Here is a 16674-nt window from a genome sequence, read left to right as displayed (position 1 = left end):
CAAGCCGGGCTGACCGCCCTTTCCACCGCCAGAGCGGCGCCGGACGGCTGCCTGCCTGTGCCCTGCCAGCATCCGGAAGTGCCCTTATTCTCTGGGCCTGACCGCGCGGGTCCGCGCCTTGGGACTGCAAGGTATTTACCCCGGTGAATGTCATCGCTGCCTGAGCCAGCCCTCGCCAATCCTTCACCCGAACCCCACCCCCCCCATGCTCACAGGCGAACTCCGCAGCCAGGTCGATGCCATCTGGAACGCCTTCTGGTCCGGCGGCATCGCCAACCCGATCGAGGTGATCGAGCAGATCACCTACCTGCTGTTCCAGCGCCGGCTCGACGACCTGCACACGCTGGAAGAGAACAAGGCCATCCGCCTGGGCAAGCCCATCGAGCGCCGCGTCTACCCAGCGGGCGCCGACGCCAAGGGGCGCGACTACGCCGACCTGCGCTGGTCACGCTTCAAGAACTTCGCGCCGGCCGAGATGTACACCGTGGTGGGCGAGCATGTGTTCCCCTTCATGCGCAGCCTGGGCGGCGATGGCAGCAGCTTTGCGCACCACATGAAGGACGCCCGCTTCACCATCCCCACGCCAGCGCTGCTGGCCAAGGTGGTGGACATGATCGACCAGGTGCCGATGGACGACCGCGACACCAAGGGCGACCTCTACGAATACATGCTGGGCAAGATTGCCAGTGCCGGCCAGAACGGCCAGTTCCGCACGCCGCGCCACATCATCCGGCTGATGATCGAGATGACCGCGCCCACACCGAAAGACGTGATGTGCGACCCGGCCGCCGGCACCTGCGGCTTCTTGGTGGTGGCCGGTGAGTACCTGCGCGACAAGCACCCCGAGACCTTTCGTGATGCCAAGCTGCGTGAGCACTTCCACCACGGCATGTTCCACGGCTACGACTTCGACAACACCATGCTGCGCATCGGCAGCATGAACCTGGCGCTGCACGGGGTGGACAACCCCGACATCCGCTACAAGGACGCGCTGTCGCAAGACCACGCCGACGACGAAGAGGCGTACACGCTGATCCACGCCAACCCGCCGTTTGCCGGCAGCCTGGACTACGAGAACACGGCCAAGGACCTGCTGGCCATCGTCAAGACCAAGAAGACCGAATTGCTGTTCCTGGCACTGTTCATCCGCCTGCTCAAGCCCGGCGGCCGCGCCGCGGTGATCGTGCCCGACGGCGTGCTGTTCGGCAGCAGCAACGCGCACAAGGAACTGCGTCGCCTGATCGTTGAAGACCACAAGCTCGACGCCGTGGTGTCGCTGCCCTCGGGCGTGTTCAAGCCCTACGCGGGCGTGTCCACCGCCATCCTGTTCTTCACCAAGACCAACTCCGGCGGCACCGACAGCGTGTGGTTCTACGACATGCGCGCCGATGGGTGGAGCCTGGACGACAAGCGGGCACCGCTGCTGGCTGAGAACCTGCTGGGCGTGAACCCGGCGCAGGCCTTGAGCGAGGCCGAGCATGCGAAGAACAACCTGCCCGATGTGCTGGTGCGCTGGCGGCGTAAGGATGGCGCCGAGCGGCAGCGTGCGCGCACCGACCAGAGTTTTTGCGTGCCCAAGGCGGAGATCGCGGGCAATGGGTATGACCTGTCGATCAATCGGTACAAGGAGGTGGTGCATGACGCGGTGGAGCATGTGCCGCCCTTGGAGATTCTGGCGAGGCTAGCTGAGTTGGAGGAGGAGATTCAGGCGGGGATGAAGGAGCTTGAGGGGATGCTCGGGTGAGCAACTGGCCTCGGGTTCCCTTGAGTCAAGTCGCGAACAGCGTTGACTACGGGGTTACTGCATCTGCTTCAAGGGAGTCAGTCGGACCCAAGTTCCTGCGAATTACTGATATTCAGGCCAATGGCGTGGATTGGCGCCAAGTCCCATGGTGCGAGTGCAGCGTCCGAGAAGCCAAAGAGGCCAATCTTCAGCCTGGTGACATCGTGTTCGCCAGAACAGGCGCCACGACCGGCAAGACTTTTCTTATAGAGGACTGCCCCGAAGACGCTGTGTTCGCCTCGTACTTGATTCGAGTCCGACTGGTCAAGGAAATCGATCCACATTTTGTGAATCAATTTTTCCAGTCCAAGGACTACTGGGCGCAGATCTCAAAAGGTGCCAGAGGGGTGGCGCAGCCCGGCGTCAATGCAACAACGCTTAAGGCGCTGAGTATTCCCCTCCCCTCGCTTCCCGAACAACGCCGCATCGCCGCTATCCTCGACAAAGCCGATGAGCTCAGCGCCAAGCGCCGGGAGGCCTTGGCGCAACTGGATAGCCTTACGCAGTCCATCTTCATCGAGATGTTCGGTGATCCACGTCAGCTTCCTTCGTCCTGGCCTAAATCACCGCTCAAGGCTCTCGGGCGCGTGACAACTGGTCGAACACCGCCTTCGTCCAAGGAAGGAATGTTCGGGGGCGATGTACCGTTCATCACACCTGGCGACCTCGAAAACGAAGAACCTGCAAAGCGCACGCTCACAGAGGAAGGCGTCGCTGAAGTCAACCCAGTCCGAGCCGGCGCAGCACTTGTGTGCTGCATTGGCACGGTCGGCAAGTTGGGAATGGCTAAGGTTCGTAGCGCCTTCAATCAACAGATAAACGCCGTCGAATGGTGTGATGCCGTGGATGACGTTTATGGCCTCGCGGCGCTTCGATTCCTCAAGGGTCAATTGGCCGCTCAGGCCGCCAGCACCACAGTGCCAATCCTGAACAAGTCAGCCTTCGAGAAGTTCGAAATCGCAGTCCCGCCGCTGACCCTCCAACAAACCTTCGCCACCCGCATCCAAGCCGTCGAATCCCTGAAAGCCACTCACCGCGCCGCGCTGGCCGAGTTGGACGCGCTGTTCGCCTCCCTCCAACACCGCGCCTTCAACGGCGGCCTGTAAGCCAAAATCAGGCACCACCTCCAAGGCAAGCCGCACCCATGCTGCAGTACATGCACCTGAAGAACGTCGGCCTCGCCCCCGACGTGCGCGTCGATTGGGCCGAGCGCATCAACTTGATTGCCGGCGACAACGGCCTGGGCAAGAGCTTCCTGCTCGACCTGGCATGGTGGGCGTTGACGCGCACCTGGGCCAGCGCGGTGGCCTTGCCGGCGCCGTCGGCCAAGAAGGCGACGATCGAATACGGCGTCAAGGGTGCCGGCAAGTCGACCGTGACGGTGGCTTCCACGTTCCGCCGCGCCGACGAGTCGTGGCCGCTGGAGGCCAAGCGCCCACCGATGCCGGGCATCGTGGTCTACATCCGCATCGACGGTGGCTTCTCGGTGTGGGATCCGGCGCGCAACTACTGGCGTACCGACCCTGGCCGCCCCGCGGCCTACCACTTTCAGGCGCCGCAGGTGTGGGACGGCCTGGACATCAAAGGCCAGCGCGTGTGCGAAGGGCTGGAGCGTGACTGGGTCAACTGGCAGGAAGGCCGCAAGCCGCAGTTCAAGGTGCTGGAAGACGTGCTGCGTGTGCTGTCGCCGCCGTCCGAGCCGCTGCGGGTGGGGCAGCCGCAGCGCGTGTTCCTGGGCGAGGGCCGCGAACGGCCGACGCTGCTGGTGGGCAACCAGACCGTGCCGGTGTCGCTGGCCTCGGCCGGCGTGCGTCGGGTGTTGGCGCTGGCCTACTTTCTGGTGTGGGCCTGGCACGAGCACCGGGCCGCCGCGCGGCTGTTGGGCAAGAAGCCGGTAGACCGTTTCGTGGTGCTGTTCGACGAACCCGAGACGCATCTGCACCCGCGCTGGCAGCGCGCCATCCTGCCCAGCGTGCTGACCGCCATCGACACCCTTCGCGGCAAGACCGGCCGTGCGCCGCAGATGCTGGTGGCCACCCATTCGCCGCTGGTGGCGGCGTCGCTGGAGCCGTTCTTCGATGCCGGCCAGGACGACCTGGTTCACCTCTTGCTGCGCAACGGCCAGGTGGCCATCGACCAAGGCGGCTGGGCCACCCAGGGTGACGCCAGCAGTTGGCTGGTGTCCGAAACATTCGGGCTGGAGCAAGCGCGGTCGGTAGAAGCCGAACATGCCATCGAGGCAGCCGAAGCCTTCATGCGGGGAGACAAGCCTCTGCCCGCGGGCCTGGACACCCAGGCGGCGATTCATGCCCAGTTGCGCAGGCTGCTGTCGGCGGGTGATGAGTTCTGGCCGCGCTGGTTGGTCGACACCAGGATGATCAATGGGGTGGACCGGGCGGGGGGCACAGCATGATCCCGGTAGCCCGGGTGAAGAAGCCACGCGGCTTCGATGCCAAGGTCAAGGAACCGGGCGACGCATGGTTGGCCAACAACCCTGCGGCAGCACGGCCCCCGGCGCTGTGGGGGCCTTACACCTCCCGGTTGTCCGACGGTTTCAGCAACCTGTGCGGCTACGCTGCCATGCACGATCCAACCGGAGGCACGGTGGATCACTTTCTCAGCTTCACGCACCACCGCGATCTGGCCTACGCGTGGAGCAACTACCGTTTCGCGTCCGGGCCGTTGAACTCGTCCAAGCGGGATGCCGACGATGCAGTGCTCGACCCTTTTGAAGTGGGCGCCGGTTGGTTCGAGATCATCCTGCCTTCGCTGCAGATGCGCGCCACGAATGCCGTCCCCGCCGCCTACCGCGCAAAGGCGGAGTTCACGCTGACCCGACTGAAGCTGCGCGACGGCGAGCGCGTCATTCGCTGGCGCCGGTCGTGGTACCGGATGTACACCAGCGGGCAACTCACGCTGGACGGCCTGCGAACCGTCGCCCCATTGCTGGCGGCTGCGGTTGAAGCCCAGGCTGTGCCGTGACTCGAACGCCGAGCAGGGGTTCCAGCCCACCGCCGGCCGATTGCAACCCCGGCCAGCCAGTTGCAAACAAGACTGGCTGAAGTTGCAATGCAGCCGAATTTTGCCTTGTCTTTCAACGGGTTGACTCGCCGGGGCATCTGCAATCGAGGCGCGGCCAATTGCAATTCATGGGGCGGACAGGCATGAGCAACTTCAGCTTCCTGCTGGCTGAGTGGCCGTTGCTGCACGAGGCGGCGACCAAGGCCGAAGACATGGCGCACACCGACGCGCGGGCCTCCTGCTTCTACGCTCGGCGCACGCTGGAAATGGCGGTGGCCTGGCTCTACAAGCACGACCGCGGCCTGCGCCTGCCCTACCAGGACAACCTGAGCGCGCTGATCCATGAACCCACCTTTGCTCAGGTGGTGGGCCAGGCGGTGTTCACCAAGGCCAAGGTGATCAAGGAACTTGGCAACCAGGCGGTGCACAGCGGCCGCAAGGTGCTGCCGGCCGATGCCGTGGTGGCCACACGCGAGCTGTTCCACATCGGCTACTGGCTGGCGCGCACCTATGGCCAGCGCGGCCGACCGGACCCCGGGCTGGCCTTCAACCCGGCGCTGCTGGCCCGGCCTGCCGTCGCGGCCCCGGCCGTGCCACCGCAGACCCTGGACCAGTTGCAGAAGCTGCAAGCGCAACTCGCCGAGCGCGATGAAAGGCTCTCCACACTGCTGGGCGCCACGGCGGCGCTGGATGCCGAACTGGCCCGGCTGCGTGAGCAGGTGGCCGCCGCCAAGCTGGCCAACGCCGCCACACCCGACACCCACGACTATTCCGAAGCCGAAACCCGCGACTACTTCATCGACCTGCTGTTGAAAGAGGCCGGCTGGCAACTCGACCCGAAGAAGAACTTCGAGATCGAGGTCAGCGGCATGCCCAACGCGCAAGGCAAGGGCTTCGTCGACTACGTGCTGTGGGGTGACGACGGCAAGCCGCTGGCGCTGGTGGAAGCCAAGCGCACGAAGAAGGGCGCCAAGGTGGGCCAGCAACAGGCCAGGCTGTATGCCGACTGCCTGGAAGCGCAGTACGGCCAGCGGCCGGTGATCTTCTGTTCCAACGGCTATGAGCATTGGATCTGGGACGACGCGCTCTACCCGCCGCGCGCCGTGCAGGGGTTCTACAAGAAGGCCGAGCTGGCGCTGATGATCCAGCGCCGCAGCAGCCGCAAGCCGCTGGCCACCGCGGTGATCGATGACAGCATCATCGAGCGCTACTACCAGGTGCGCACGGTGCGCCGCATCGGCGAGACGTTCGAGCAGCACCACCTGCGCAAGGCGCTGGCGGTGATGGCCACCGGCGCGGGCAAGACGCGCACGGTGATCGCCCTGGCCGATGTGCTGATGCGCGCCAACTGGGCCAAGCGGGTGCTGTTCCTGGCCGACCGGGTGGCGCTGGTGAACCAGGCGGTGAATGCCTTCAAGCGCCACCTGCCCGACTCGTCGCCCGTCAATCTGGTGACCGACAAGCACACCGAGGGGCGGGTGTTCGTGTCCACCTACCCCACGATGATGGGCTTGATCGACGAGGCGATGGACGGGCAGCGGCGCTTCGGCGTGGGCCACTTCGACCTGATCGTCATCGACGAGGCGCACCGCTCGGTCTACCAGAAGTACCGCGCCATCTTCGAGTACTTCGACTGCCTGCTGGTGGGCCTGACGGCCACGCCCAAGGACGAGATCGACCACAACACCTACGGCCTGTTCGACCTGGAGGACGGCGTGCCCACCGACGCCTACCCGCTGGACCAGGCGGTGGCCGATGGCCACTTGGTGCCGCCGCTGGCGGTGTCGGTGCCGCTGAAGTTTCAGCGCGACGGCATCAAGTACGCCCAGCTCTCCGAGGCCGAGAAGGAACAGTGGGACGCCCTGGAGTGGACCGAGGACGGCACCCCGCCGCCCAACGAGGTGGAGGCGGCGGCCCTGAACAAGTGGCTGTTCAACACCGACACGGTCGACAAGGCGCTGGCGCACCTGATGACCAAAGGCCAGAAGGTGGCCGGCGGCGACCGCCTGGGCAAGACCATCGTGTTCGCCAAGAACAACGAGCACGCCGAGTTCATCGCCGAGCGTTTCAATGTCAACTACCCGCACTACAAGGGCGAGTTCGCCCGGGTCGTCACCTACAAGACCGTCTATGCGCAGAGCCTGATCGACGCCTTCTCGGCCAAGGACAGGGCGCCGCACATCGCCATCTCGGTGGACATGCTGGACACCGGCATCGACGTGCCCGAGGTGGTGAACCTGGTGTTCTTCAAGATCGTCCGCTCACGCACGAAGTTCTGGCAGATGGTGGGGCGCGGCACGCGGCTGTGCCCTGACCTGTTCGGCCCGGGCGAACACAAGAAGTTCTTCTACCTGTTCGACTACTGCCAGAACCTGGAATTCTTCAGCCAGAACCCGGACACCACGGACGGCAGTGGCGGCGAATCCCTGGGCACGCGCCTGTTCAAGGCGCGGTTGAGCCTGATCGAAGAGCTGGACCACAAGGGCTTCGGCGGGCAGCACGTCAACGAGCCCCCTGCCAAGTACGGGCCGCAACCCAACCACCAGCAGTTGCGCGACAGCATGGCCGGCCATCTGCACCAGGTGGTGGCGGCCATGAATGTTCAGAACTTCGTGGTGCGGCCGCAGCGGCGCGCCGTCGAGAAGTTTGCGCGGCCCGATGCCTGGAAGGCGTTGACCGGCGACGACCACACTGAGCTGGCCAGCCACATCGCCAGCTTGCCCACTGAGTTGGTGGACGCGGACGAGGAGGCCAAACGCTTCGACCTGCTCGTGCTGCGCACGCAGCTGGCCATCGTGAAAGCCGCGCCCGGGTTTGGCGCGCTGCGGGATCAGATTCGCACCATTGCGAGCGCCCTGGAGGAGCAGGAAGCCGTGCCTGCCATCCAGGCCGAGATGGTGCTGATCCAGGCCATCGCGGGCGACGAATGGTGGAACGACGTGACGCTGGGCATGCTGGAGAACGCCCGCAAGCGGCTGCGCCTGCTGGTCAAGCTGATCGAGAAGTCGAAGAAGAAGGTCGTCTACACCGACTTCATCGACGAGCTGGGCGCCGAGACCCACTTCGACCTGCCCGAAGTCGGTATCGCTGCGGGCCTGGCTCTGGACATGATCCGGTTCAAGGACAAGGCGCGGCAGTTCCTCAAGGCCCACGAGGGGCATCTGGCCTTGCAGCGACTGCGGCGCGGCCAGGCGCTGACGCCCACCGACCTGGCAGAACTGGAGCGCATGCTGGCGGACGCGGGCGGCACCCCGGAACTGATCCAGAAGGCGGCCGAAGGCATGTTCGGGCTGGGCATCTTCATCCGCTCCTTGGTGGGCATGGAGCGCGAGGCGGTATCGCAAGCCTTCAGCGAAGTGATCGCGGGCACCCAGGCCACGCCGGACCAGATCGAGTTCATCGAGTTGATCGTTTCCGAGCTGACGACCAACGGTGTGATGGAAGCCGGGCGGCTGTACGAGTCGCCGTTTCTCGACATCAGCCCCCAGGGGCCGGAGGGCCTGTTCCCGGTGGCCAAGGTCGATCGGATGGTGCAGGTGCTTGACGAGATCAGGCAGCGGGCGGCGGCTTAGCACTGCATGGCCCAGGCAAGGCATCGGGAGCGAATCGATGGAGAGGTTGGTACTTTTCACCAAGCAGCGCGCCAACTTGCCGCTCACCTACCTTCACGATGATGGCAAGGTGTACGAGTCTGGCTGCGGAATCGCCATGCAGACAGCCGTCAGCGTGACGCGGGCCAGCGCTTGCGCTGAGATCGACATCGTCCTCGGTGATACCTGGATACGTGCCGATATCGTGGCAGTGAAGACGAATCGGGATGAAGGCACAGACATCTTCTACGCCAACGCACGGAACATGACTGGCGCCAGACCGCGTCGAACTGCCGGCCCAGGGTACGTGCGCTATGTCGATGCCGCCAGCAGTCCCTAGCCGTACGTCGTAGTCGTCACGACCTACAAGTACTCGTCCTTTATCTTGGAGGCGGCAGCCGCCAGCGTTGTCAGCCGCGATGCCTGACCAACGATGAAGTCGCGAAGTTGCCCTGTGAAGGCCCGCTCTTCGTCCACGTAGTCGTCCATGAGAGCCTGCGGCGGTGCGTGCGCGGTCGCGAGCTTGGCCAGCCGCGTGGCCTCGCGCTTCAGCAGTCGTCGGTCTACATTGCATCTCATCGCGAAGGCCGCCAACTCGAACGCATCCACGTCGTTGAGCGAGAAGGCGTCGCCATACGCCATCGCCAGCTCGTGGTCGATGGCGGGGTACTGCACCATGCTGACCAGGTCGTACCAGGGCGCCGGCTCCAGCCCCTGGCGGCGAACGAAGAACGAGAAGTTCTTGCCGTGCGCGTCGCTGTTGCCAATCAGGAACTGGAACAGTGCCCATCTGAGCAAGGTCAGGCGCGCGGCGGCCTTGTTGACCGTCTGCGCCACGCGGTCGAACAGGATTGCGAAGCTGACGCCCTCGCGGATGTTGCGAACATGCTCGCCGCTGCCGAAATTCCGCTCGTACTTGTAGGTTGCAGGCAGGTCCGCGGCCTGGCAGGCGTCGATGATGTGCAGGCGCTTCACGACGGGCCCTGTCGCCTCCTCCCGCACGACGCGGTCGAAGCGGCTGACGACCAGTACCGGCCTTGGCGTTCTATAGATGCTGACGTCGGCGACCGGAAGGCCCATGCGTCGGGCGAGAGACATGCAGTAGTGCTCGTTGACCACGAGATGGGGAGTCGCCGTCCGCCCCGGCTCGGGCTTGAGGATGTGGGTCGACGCCAACGGGGGCTCGACAAGGAATATGCGACCGCCCTCGTCGAGGGGACGGTCGAGGTAGACCATCATCTTGTCCTGGACGCCCGCGATGGACATGCGGACATTGCCATCCCACACGGCCAGCGGAATCGCATCACGCTCGCTCAGGCGTTGATGCAGCTCGTCCCGGGTCACTTCCCGCGCTGGCATGGCAACGATGGAGGGTGGTGCCTCCCCCGTTGGCCAGAACCGGAACGCACCTGTGGTCTCGGTGCCGAGCGCGTTGATGAGGGCGAAGATGTTCGACTTGGAGACGCGGTAGGTCGTGGCGGTGATGTCGAGCGCGCGTCCTTCGGGCAGCAGGTTCTCCACGAAGCGCTTGACCGCGCCGGCCGCGTAGCCGTCTGCGGGGGGCGCCAGTGGCAGGGCGGGCGACAGCGGGAACGCTTGCGGCGTCTGGACCCAGTCGTGGTCGTAGTCGAGTGACCACAGGTCCCTCAGCGGCTCGTGGCCCAGGGTGGCGACCGCCTGGCCGTCGGCCCAGAGGGTGAGAGAGTGCGGGGACGTGGCCGCCGGCGTCATGGCTGCTTCGTGTCCCCGGAGCGGGGTCTCGAGACCGACTGCAACCAGGGGTGGTCCTTGGGGCCCACCACCAGTGCCAGTCCCAGCCCGTCCAGCACGGTCAGGAGCTTGTCGAACCGCACCGAGCCCTTGCCGTTTTCGAGTCGGGAGAGCAGGTCAACCGAGACGCCACTGAGTGAAGCTGCATCGTCTATGCGAAGTGACTGCTCGCGTCGATGCGCCCGCACGGCCGGGCCAAGATCGGCTGCGGTCTCGATGTGCAGTGGGGCCTGCAGGGCGGTCGGTTCTGTTGTCATTTCGGAGTTCCAGAAATGAGGAGTCCTCGCAGCGTCAGGATGCGGATGTTCCTTGAAGTCCGAAACTATGCCACATATGAGGCTTCGCAATGAGAAAGTTCCTCGAACTCCGAAATTAGAGCATTTAATGACGCCTCAGCGACGGAGAAAACTTAAACTCCGAAACTGCAACCTCCGCTCCACCCCGATGAGCTGCCGTGTCATCCACCGTAGACCGCCGTCCGCCTCCACGATGGGTCGAGCCAGGGTCAGTTGCTCCCCAACGGTTACGGCAGCCGGCTCGGCCGGCACCGAGAAGAGCGCCTGCAAGACACACTGGGCCCCATGTCAGGTGGCCTCGACCACCGGGCGGGGGGGGAAGGGGCCGAGCGTTGAGCGGGCGTCCGGCGTCCGGCGTCTGGCCAGGGGAGACCGCCTTGAATGCCTTGCGCATGCAGCCGGCCTGCATCGACGGGCTGATTGCAGCAGGCGGGCCGTCACCGGCGTCGGCTGCCTCAGGTTCGGCCAGGGCGTGCCGATAGATAGACACCGCACGCCATGCTTGCTCCGAACGTCTCGGCTCGGGCTTCGGGTGCGTCAACGGCTCTCTCCCCAAGTGCGCTCTCCGCGCCCCAACCAGGAGCATCGGGATGAAGTTGGCCGGCTCAGCAGCACTCCGATGCAGCGCGCTTGCCCCTGGCCTGCCAACATCGCTGCGGGCACTTGGGCTCAATGCAGGACGGCGCCCCGCATCGAGGGCTCGCGGCCAACCGCCCTTGCCTCTGGCGTCCCCGACCCTTGCCGTCGACCTGCAGCCATAGCTGTGGGCGATCAATCCGGCCTGCCTCTCCGCCCACCCTCCCTCTGATTCCGTGGCGGCCGTCAGCATGAACTTTCACCTTCCGTCGCTGCGCTCGCTCAAGACGAGGGTGACCCTGATCACGCTGCTGTTCCTCTTGGCAGGCATCTGGTCAATCGCGTTCTATGCAAGTCGCGTGTTGCGAGAGGAAATGCAGCTTGTGATGGGGGCACAGCAGTTCTCTGCCGTGACCGGGATGGCCCGTGAAATCAATGATCGCCTGAATGATCGCAGGCAAGCGCTGGAGATCATCGCCAAGGAAATTACACCCGCAATATTCTGGAATCAGCCGGCACTGCAGGCTCTGCTCGATCAACGGCCGCTGCTCCAACTCTTGTTCAACGGTGGCGTCTTCATCACGGGAACAGATGGAACAGCGATAGCCGATGTGCCGCACTCGGCCGGGCGGATTGGTACCAACTATCTCGACAGGGAGTCAGTCTCCATCCCGCTGAGAGACGGCAAGACGATGATCGGGCGGCCAGCCATGGGGAAGAAACTGGGCGCACCCATCTTCAGCATCACCGCGCCGGTTTTCGATGGCGCCGGCAAGGTCATCGGCGCCATGGTGGCCACCATCAATCTGGGCAAGCCGAACTTTCTGGATCGGATCTCCGAGTCCCACTACGGCCGCAGCGGCGGTTACCTGCTCATCGCGCCCCAGCACAAGATGATTGTCACGGCGACCGACAAATCGCGCGTCATGCAGCCCGTGCCCCCGCCTGGCATCAATGCCATGCACGACCTCTACATGCAGGGCTACGAAGGCTTCGGCACCGCAGTCAGTTCCAGGGGCGTCCTGGAGTTGTCGGCGGCAAAGTCGATCCCTGCGACCGGCTGGTTCATCGCTGCCATTCTGCCTGCCGAAGAGGCATTTGCACCTGTGGACAGCATGCTGAGGCGTCTGTTTGCCGGCGCCATGGCCCTCACTGTGCTGGCCGGAGTCCTGACCTGGCTGCTGACCCGACGAATGCTGCGCCAGCAGTTCGCACCCATGCTGGTGGCCAGTCGGGCCATCGCAGACCGACTCAGCGACGATCAACCCGTGCAAGCGCTGCCGGTATCCCGGAACGACGAAGTCGGAGAGTTGATTCGCAGCTTCAACAGCTTGCTCGAGAGCTACGCCCGCAGAGAAGAACTGCTGAAGGCCAGCGAAGCCTTCAAGGAAGTCGTCCTGAACTCACTCGACTCCGAAATTGCGGTCGTTGATCGCAATGGGGTCATCCAGGCCGTCAATACCCGCTGGCATCAATATTCTCTGGAGAACAGCCTTGAGCCCGGGAGGCCGGCAGCACATACCGGCATTGGCTCGAACTATCTCGCGGCCTGCGACGCCGGATCGAAAGCGGGCGTCGAAGGGATCGAGAGTGTTCGGCTGGGCATCGAGTCGGTCCTGGCAGGTCACACGCCGGAGTTCGGCTTCGAATACCCCTGCGATTCGCCAGACCGGCGGCGATGGTTCTCGATGAAGGTTCTGCCCTTGGGGCCGGGTGCGCAGGCGGGCGCGGTGATCACCCATACCGCGATCACCGAGCGCAAGCTGGCCGAGCGCGCCTTGCAACGCATCCAACTCATGATGGAGCGCACCGAAGGCATGGCACGCCTGGCCAGTTTCGAGTGGGAGGTCGACGCCAATGTCGTGACCTGGTCGCCCGAGATGTACCGCATCTTCGGCCGCAACCCCGACCTGGGTGTCCCTAACCTCCAGGGCCTGACCGAACTGTATACACCCGAATCTGCACAACAACTCCTCCATGCCATTGACAAGGCTGTATCCGACGGCACGCCCTACGAACTCGAATTGATGACCGTTCAACCGGATGGCAATCAGCGTCCCTGCCTGACCAAGGGATTCCCGGAACGGGATGCCCTTGGGACGGTGGTTCGCGTGTCAGGATTGGTCCAGGACATCACGGAGCGCCGGAAGGAAGAGGAAGATCTCCGTCTGGCCGCCAGCGTGTTCCGCCACGCCAGGGAGGGCATAGCCATCACTGACGCAGGCGGCATCATCATCGACGTCAATGAGGCCTTCAGCCGAATCACGGGCTACTCGCGCGAGGAGGTGATCGGCCGCAATCCGCGCCTGCTTCAGTCGGGCCTGCATGATCAGGCGTTCTATGCCGCGATCTGGAACGACCTGCTGTCCCTGGGGCATTGGGACGGAGAAATCTGGAACCGGCGGAAGAACGGCGAGCTTTTCGCCGAATTGATTGCCATCAGCGCCGTGCGCGACGCCAGCGGCAGGGCATTGCGGTATGTCGCCCTGTTTACCGACATCACGGCAATCAAGCGACATCAGAGCGACCTGGAGCACATCGCCCACTTTGACGCGCTGACCAATCTTCCCAACCGTGCGGTCTTGGCAGACCGGCTGCAGCAAGCCATGCTCCAGGCCCAGCGGCGAGGTCAACGCCTGGCCGTGGCCTACCTGGATCTGGACGGCTTCAAGGCCGTCAACGACCAGTACGGCCACGAGGCCGGCGACCAGGTGCTGGTCACCCTGGCCACGCGAATGCGTCAGACATTGCGCGAGAGCGACACGCTTTCCAGAATGGGGGGCGACGAGTTCGTGGCCGTCCTGAGCGACCTGGACGACATGGCCACCAGCCAGGCCATGCTCACTCGGCTCCTGGTGGCAGCCGCACAGCCGGTAAAACTGGGGCAGCTCACACTGCAGTTGTCCGCCAGCCTGGGCGTTACCTTCTATCCGCAGGCCAGCGAGATCAACGCAGACCAGTTGCTGAGGCAGGCTGATCAGGCCATGTACCAGGCCAAGCAAGCTGGCAAGAACCGATACCAGATATTCGATGCCGCGCTCGATCGCGATGTACGCGGGCGCCATGAAAGTCTAGACCGCATTCGTCAGGCTGTGGCCAACAAGGAGTTCGTCCTGCACTACCAGCCCAAGGTCAATATGCGAACCGGCCAGATCATTGGCGCCGAGGCACTGATTCGCTGGCAGCATCCGGAAGAGGGCTTGCTCGCGCCAGGCAAGTTCCTTCCGGTCATCGAGACGCATCCCCTGACCGTGGAGCTTGGCGAGTGGGTCATCGACGAGGCCTTGACACAAGTGGAACTCTGGCGCGCCAAGGGGCTGGACCTGCAAGTCAGCGTGAACGTGAATGCGCGGCACCTGCAACAGGTCGACTTCGTCCAGCGCCTGCAATCCATTCTTGCTGCTCATCCAAGCGTAGAACCACGCAGCCTCGGCCTGGAAGTCCTGGAGACCAGCGCACTGGAGGACATTGCACAAGTGTCCCGGGTCATCGAAGCCTGCTCCCGGTTGGGCGTGGAGTTTGCGCTGGACGATTTTGGAACTGGCTATTCGTCGCTGAGTTACCTCAAGCGACTGGGCGTGGCGCAGATCAAGATCGACCAGAGCTTCGTGCGCGACATGCTCGATGACCGCAGTGATTCGGCCATTCTGCTGGCCGTCATGGGCTTGGCGGCTGCCTTCAAGCGCGAGGTGATCGCCGAGGGCGTGGAGACGGTGGCGCACGGCACTGCGCTGCTGCAACTGGGCTGCGAACTGGCCCAGGGGTATGGCATCGCCCGGCCCATGCCGGCCGAGGAGATGCCCACCTGGGCGGCCACATGGCGGCCAGAAGCGGCGTGGGAAGAGTTAGCCCGTCGCGACGAAACCGTGGTGTCCAAGGCGGCAGTAGCAGGCCGGTAGCGGGCCGGTGGCGGACCGGACGTGCGGCGCCGGGGCTGCACAAGGCCCGCTTGGCAAGGTCTGCCGATTGCCCGGCGAGCCAGCCTCAGACACCCGTGTCCAGCCCCGACGAAGACCGCGACCTCGCGGCCCCCTCGGCATCGGCCATCGCGGCGAGAGTCTCCGCGGTCGATCCATCCCCGGAGCCGGCCGCGAGCCGCGCCTCGAGCGTCCTCACCTCGCCGCTCAGTTGCTGCACGTCGGCTGAAAGCCGGCCGGCAATCAAACGTACGACCTCGAAGCCGAAGCCCGGGTTCTGGAAGAACAGTTGACGGAAGCTCGCCTCGTCGAGAGACAGCAAGGTGCTCGGCTGCAGGCTGCGCACGGTGGCGCTGCGGCACCCGCCTGGGGCGAAGAAGCCGATCTCGCCGAACATCTCGCCGGCCTCGATCACGCGGCCCGTCTCGACCACCACGAGCCGGCCTTCGGCCAGCGCATACACGCGGTCGGCGCGGTCGCCGTGGCGAAACAACACTGCGCCGGCGCGCAGGCGGCGCCGCTTCATGTAGGGCTGCAGCCACACGCGCAACTCGCTGCCGGCCGCCTCGGCGCGCATCACGCGCCGGGTGAGGCGCCACATTTCGAGCACGCGCCAGAGGTTGATCGGCAGCAGCGCTGCGTGGAGCACCGCCACCATCGGCGCCGGATGGGCGAGACCGTAGACGATGAAGCCGATGTTGCCGCCGACGGCCAGCCAGCGCAGCGGGATGATGGTCTTGACCAGCGATGACACCACGATCAGGGCGGCAGCCACCGTGCCGGCCGCGAGGGCCAGCCACTGGTCCTGGTCGTTGAGCAGATGGAGCAGTTGCGCGGACTGTTCCGCGATGAAAGACCCGACCTCCAAGTCCGCTCCTTCTTGCTCTGCCCGTCCGGCCGCTCGAACGCGGGGCCAAGTATCCACGCCAGGGCCCGGAAGGGAGAAGCAGCCCCCCCGAATGCATGGCCACCATCGAAGCGCGCCCCATGGTGCGCGACGGCACGGCGCCGATGGGGCAGACGATGAACCCGTCGTCGTGCTTCGATCACTGCGCGGTGGCGGCGCGGTGGCGGCGGCCTGCGCCCGGGGTTGCTGGCAATCAGGCCAGCGCCTGCAGCCCGCGCAACACGGCCGGCCTCGCCGCGATTCGCTCGACCCAGCCCTGGACGGCCGGGAACTCTTCCAGGTTCACGCCGGCGTACTGGGGTGCGCGCAGCCAGCCGAAGTTCATGACATCGGCCACCGAATAGACATGCCCCGCCAGCCAGGGTACGGCCTGCAGGCGCGCTTCGAGAACGGCGGTCAGCCGCCGCGCTTCGGCCTGGTAGCGGTCGATGGCCAGCGGCATGCGTTCGGTGTGGCGTGCAAACCATCCCGCCTGTCCGAACATCGGCCCGATGCCGCCGACCTGGAAGAAGGTGTACTCGAGCGCGCGAATGCGCTCGACCGGATCACCGGGCATCAGCCCCGGGAACTTCTCGGCCAGGTACCAGAGGATGGCACCGGACTCGAAGACGCTCAGTGGCAAACCGCCCGGGCCTTCCGGGTCCACGATGGCCGGGATGCGGCCGTTCGGGTTCAGGCGCAGGAACTCCGGTCGCTTCTGCTCATTGGCGCCGAGGTTGATGCGGTGCATGCGGTAGGGCACGCCCAGTTCTTCCAGCGCGATGGGCACCTTCACGCCGTTGGGCGTGTGGGCGGTGTAGACGTCGATCATGAA

Annotated in this window: 11 protein-coding genes; 7 read left to right on the top strand and 4 right to left on the bottom strand. The window is 64.9% G+C overall.

Features of this window, described 5'->3' with window-relative positions:
- Positions 1-205: 205 nt before the first annotated feature.
- The 6 genes from JMV16_RS07525 (at position 206) to JMV16_RS07500 (ending at position 8734) form a co-directional block, all read left to right on the top strand.
- A complete protein-coding gene (locus JMV16_RS07525; protein ID WP_201493632.1) occupies positions 206-1744 on the top strand; it encodes a class I SAM-dependent DNA methyltransferase in 1539 nt (512 codons plus the stop codon).
- Complete coding sequence (locus JMV16_RS07520; RefSeq protein ID WP_255511414.1) at positions 1741-2889, top strand: restriction endonuclease subunit S; 1149 nt, start codon at positions 1741-1743, stop codon at positions 2887-2889. Before JMV16_RS07525 ends, JMV16_RS07520 begins: the two co-directional genes overlap by 4 nt.
- Before the next feature lie 38 nt (positions 2890-2927).
- Positions 2928-4196 carry an AAA family ATPase gene (locus JMV16_RS07515; protein ID WP_201493630.1) on the top strand — a complete coding sequence of 423 codons (1269 nt, stop codon included), beginning with the start codon at positions 2928-2930 and terminating at the stop codon, positions 4194-4196.
- Complete coding sequence (locus tag JMV16_RS07510) at positions 4193-4765, top strand: hypothetical protein (RefSeq protein WP_201493629.1); 573 nt, start codon at positions 4193-4195, stop codon at positions 4763-4765. The genes JMV16_RS07515 and JMV16_RS07510 overlap by 4 nt, the downstream gene beginning before the upstream one ends.
- Positions 4766-4947: 182 nt before the next feature.
- A complete protein-coding gene (locus tag JMV16_RS07505) occupies positions 4948-8376 on the top strand; it encodes a DEAD/DEAH box helicase family protein (protein WP_201493628.1) in 3429 nt (1142 codons plus the stop codon).
- A 37-nt stretch (positions 8377-8413) separates the two neighbouring features.
- Positions 8414-8734, top strand: coding sequence for a hypothetical protein (locus tag JMV16_RS07500; protein WP_201493627.1), 321 nt, complete (start codon positions 8414-8416; stop codon positions 8732-8734).
- A gap of 23 nt (positions 8735-8757) precedes the next feature.
- Here the strand turns inward: JMV16_RS07500 and JMV16_RS07495 are convergent, their stop codons facing one another.
- Both JMV16_RS07495 and JMV16_RS07490 read right to left on the bottom strand, forming a co-directional pair.
- The gene (locus tag JMV16_RS07495; protein ID WP_201493626.1) at positions 8758-10125 is read right to left on the bottom strand and encodes a HipA domain-containing protein; all 1368 of its coding nucleotides are present in this window, start codon (positions 10123-10125) and stop codon (positions 8758-8760) included.
- Positions 10122-10421, bottom strand: a complete 300-nt coding sequence (locus tag JMV16_RS07490; protein WP_201493625.1) for a helix-turn-helix domain-containing protein — start codon at positions 10419-10421, stop codon at positions 10122-10124. Before JMV16_RS07490 ends, JMV16_RS07495 begins: the two co-directional genes overlap by 4 nt.
- Before the next feature lie 866 nt (positions 10422-11287).
- On the opposite strand from JMV16_RS07490, the gene JMV16_RS07485 reads away from it, so the two are divergent.
- Entirely contained in the window at positions 11288-14935 is a 3648-nt protein-coding gene (locus JMV16_RS07485; protein ID WP_201493624.1) for an EAL domain-containing protein, read from the top strand.
- A gap of 85 nt (positions 14936-15020) precedes the next feature.
- On the opposite strand, the gene JMV16_RS07480 is transcribed toward JMV16_RS07485, so the two are convergent.
- Both JMV16_RS07480 and JMV16_RS07475 read right to left on the bottom strand, forming a co-directional pair.
- The gene (locus JMV16_RS07480; RefSeq protein ID WP_201493623.1) at positions 15021-15878 is read right to left on the bottom strand and encodes a Crp/Fnr family transcriptional regulator; all 858 of its coding nucleotides are present in this window, start codon (positions 15876-15878) and stop codon (positions 15021-15023) included.
- A 175-nt stretch (positions 15879-16053) separates the two neighbouring features.
- Entirely contained in the window at positions 16054-16671 is a 618-nt protein-coding gene (locus JMV16_RS07475) for a glutathione S-transferase family protein (protein ID WP_201493622.1), read from the bottom strand.
- Between the last annotated feature and the right edge of the window lie 3 nt (positions 16672-16674).

It is taken from the genome of Rubrivivax sp. A210 (assembly GCF_904426505.1).
Lineage (GTDB): Bacteria > Pseudomonadota > Gammaproteobacteria > Burkholderiales > Burkholderiaceae_C > Rubrivivax.
This window is presented reverse-complemented; position numbering and strand designations above follow the sequence as displayed.

Coding starts and splice junctions, on each gene's coding strand:
- JMV16_RS07525 (WP_201493632.1), top strand. CDS start 206: ATGCTCACAGGCGAACTCCGCAGCCAGGTCGATGCCATCTGGAACGCC.
- JMV16_RS07515 (WP_201493630.1), top strand. CDS start 2,928: ATGCTGCAGTACATGCACCTGAAGAACGTCGGCCTCGCCCCCGACGTG.
- JMV16_RS07510 (WP_201493629.1), top strand. CDS start 4,193: ATGATCCCGGTAGCCCGGGTGAAGAAGCCACGCGGCTTCGATGCCAAG.
- JMV16_RS07505 (WP_201493628.1), top strand. CDS start 4,948: ATGAGCAACTTCAGCTTCCTGCTGGCTGAGTGGCCGTTGCTGCACGAG.
- JMV16_RS07500 (WP_201493627.1), top strand. CDS start 8,414: ATGGAGAGGTTGGTACTTTTCACCAAGCAGCGCGCCAACTTGCCGCTC.
- JMV16_RS07495 (WP_201493626.1), bottom strand. CDS start 10,125: ATGACGCCGGCGGCCACGTCCCCGCACTCTCTCACCCTCTGGGCCGAC.
- JMV16_RS07490 (WP_201493625.1), bottom strand. CDS start 10,421: ATGACAACAGAACCGACCGCCCTGCAGGCCCCACTGCACATCGAGACC.
- JMV16_RS07485 (WP_201493624.1), top strand. CDS start 11,288: ATGAACTTTCACCTTCCGTCGCTGCGCTCGCTCAAGACGAGGGTGACC.
- JMV16_RS07475 (WP_201493622.1), bottom strand. CDS start 16,671: ATGATCGACGTCTACACCGCCCACACGCCCAACGGCGTGAAGGTGCCC.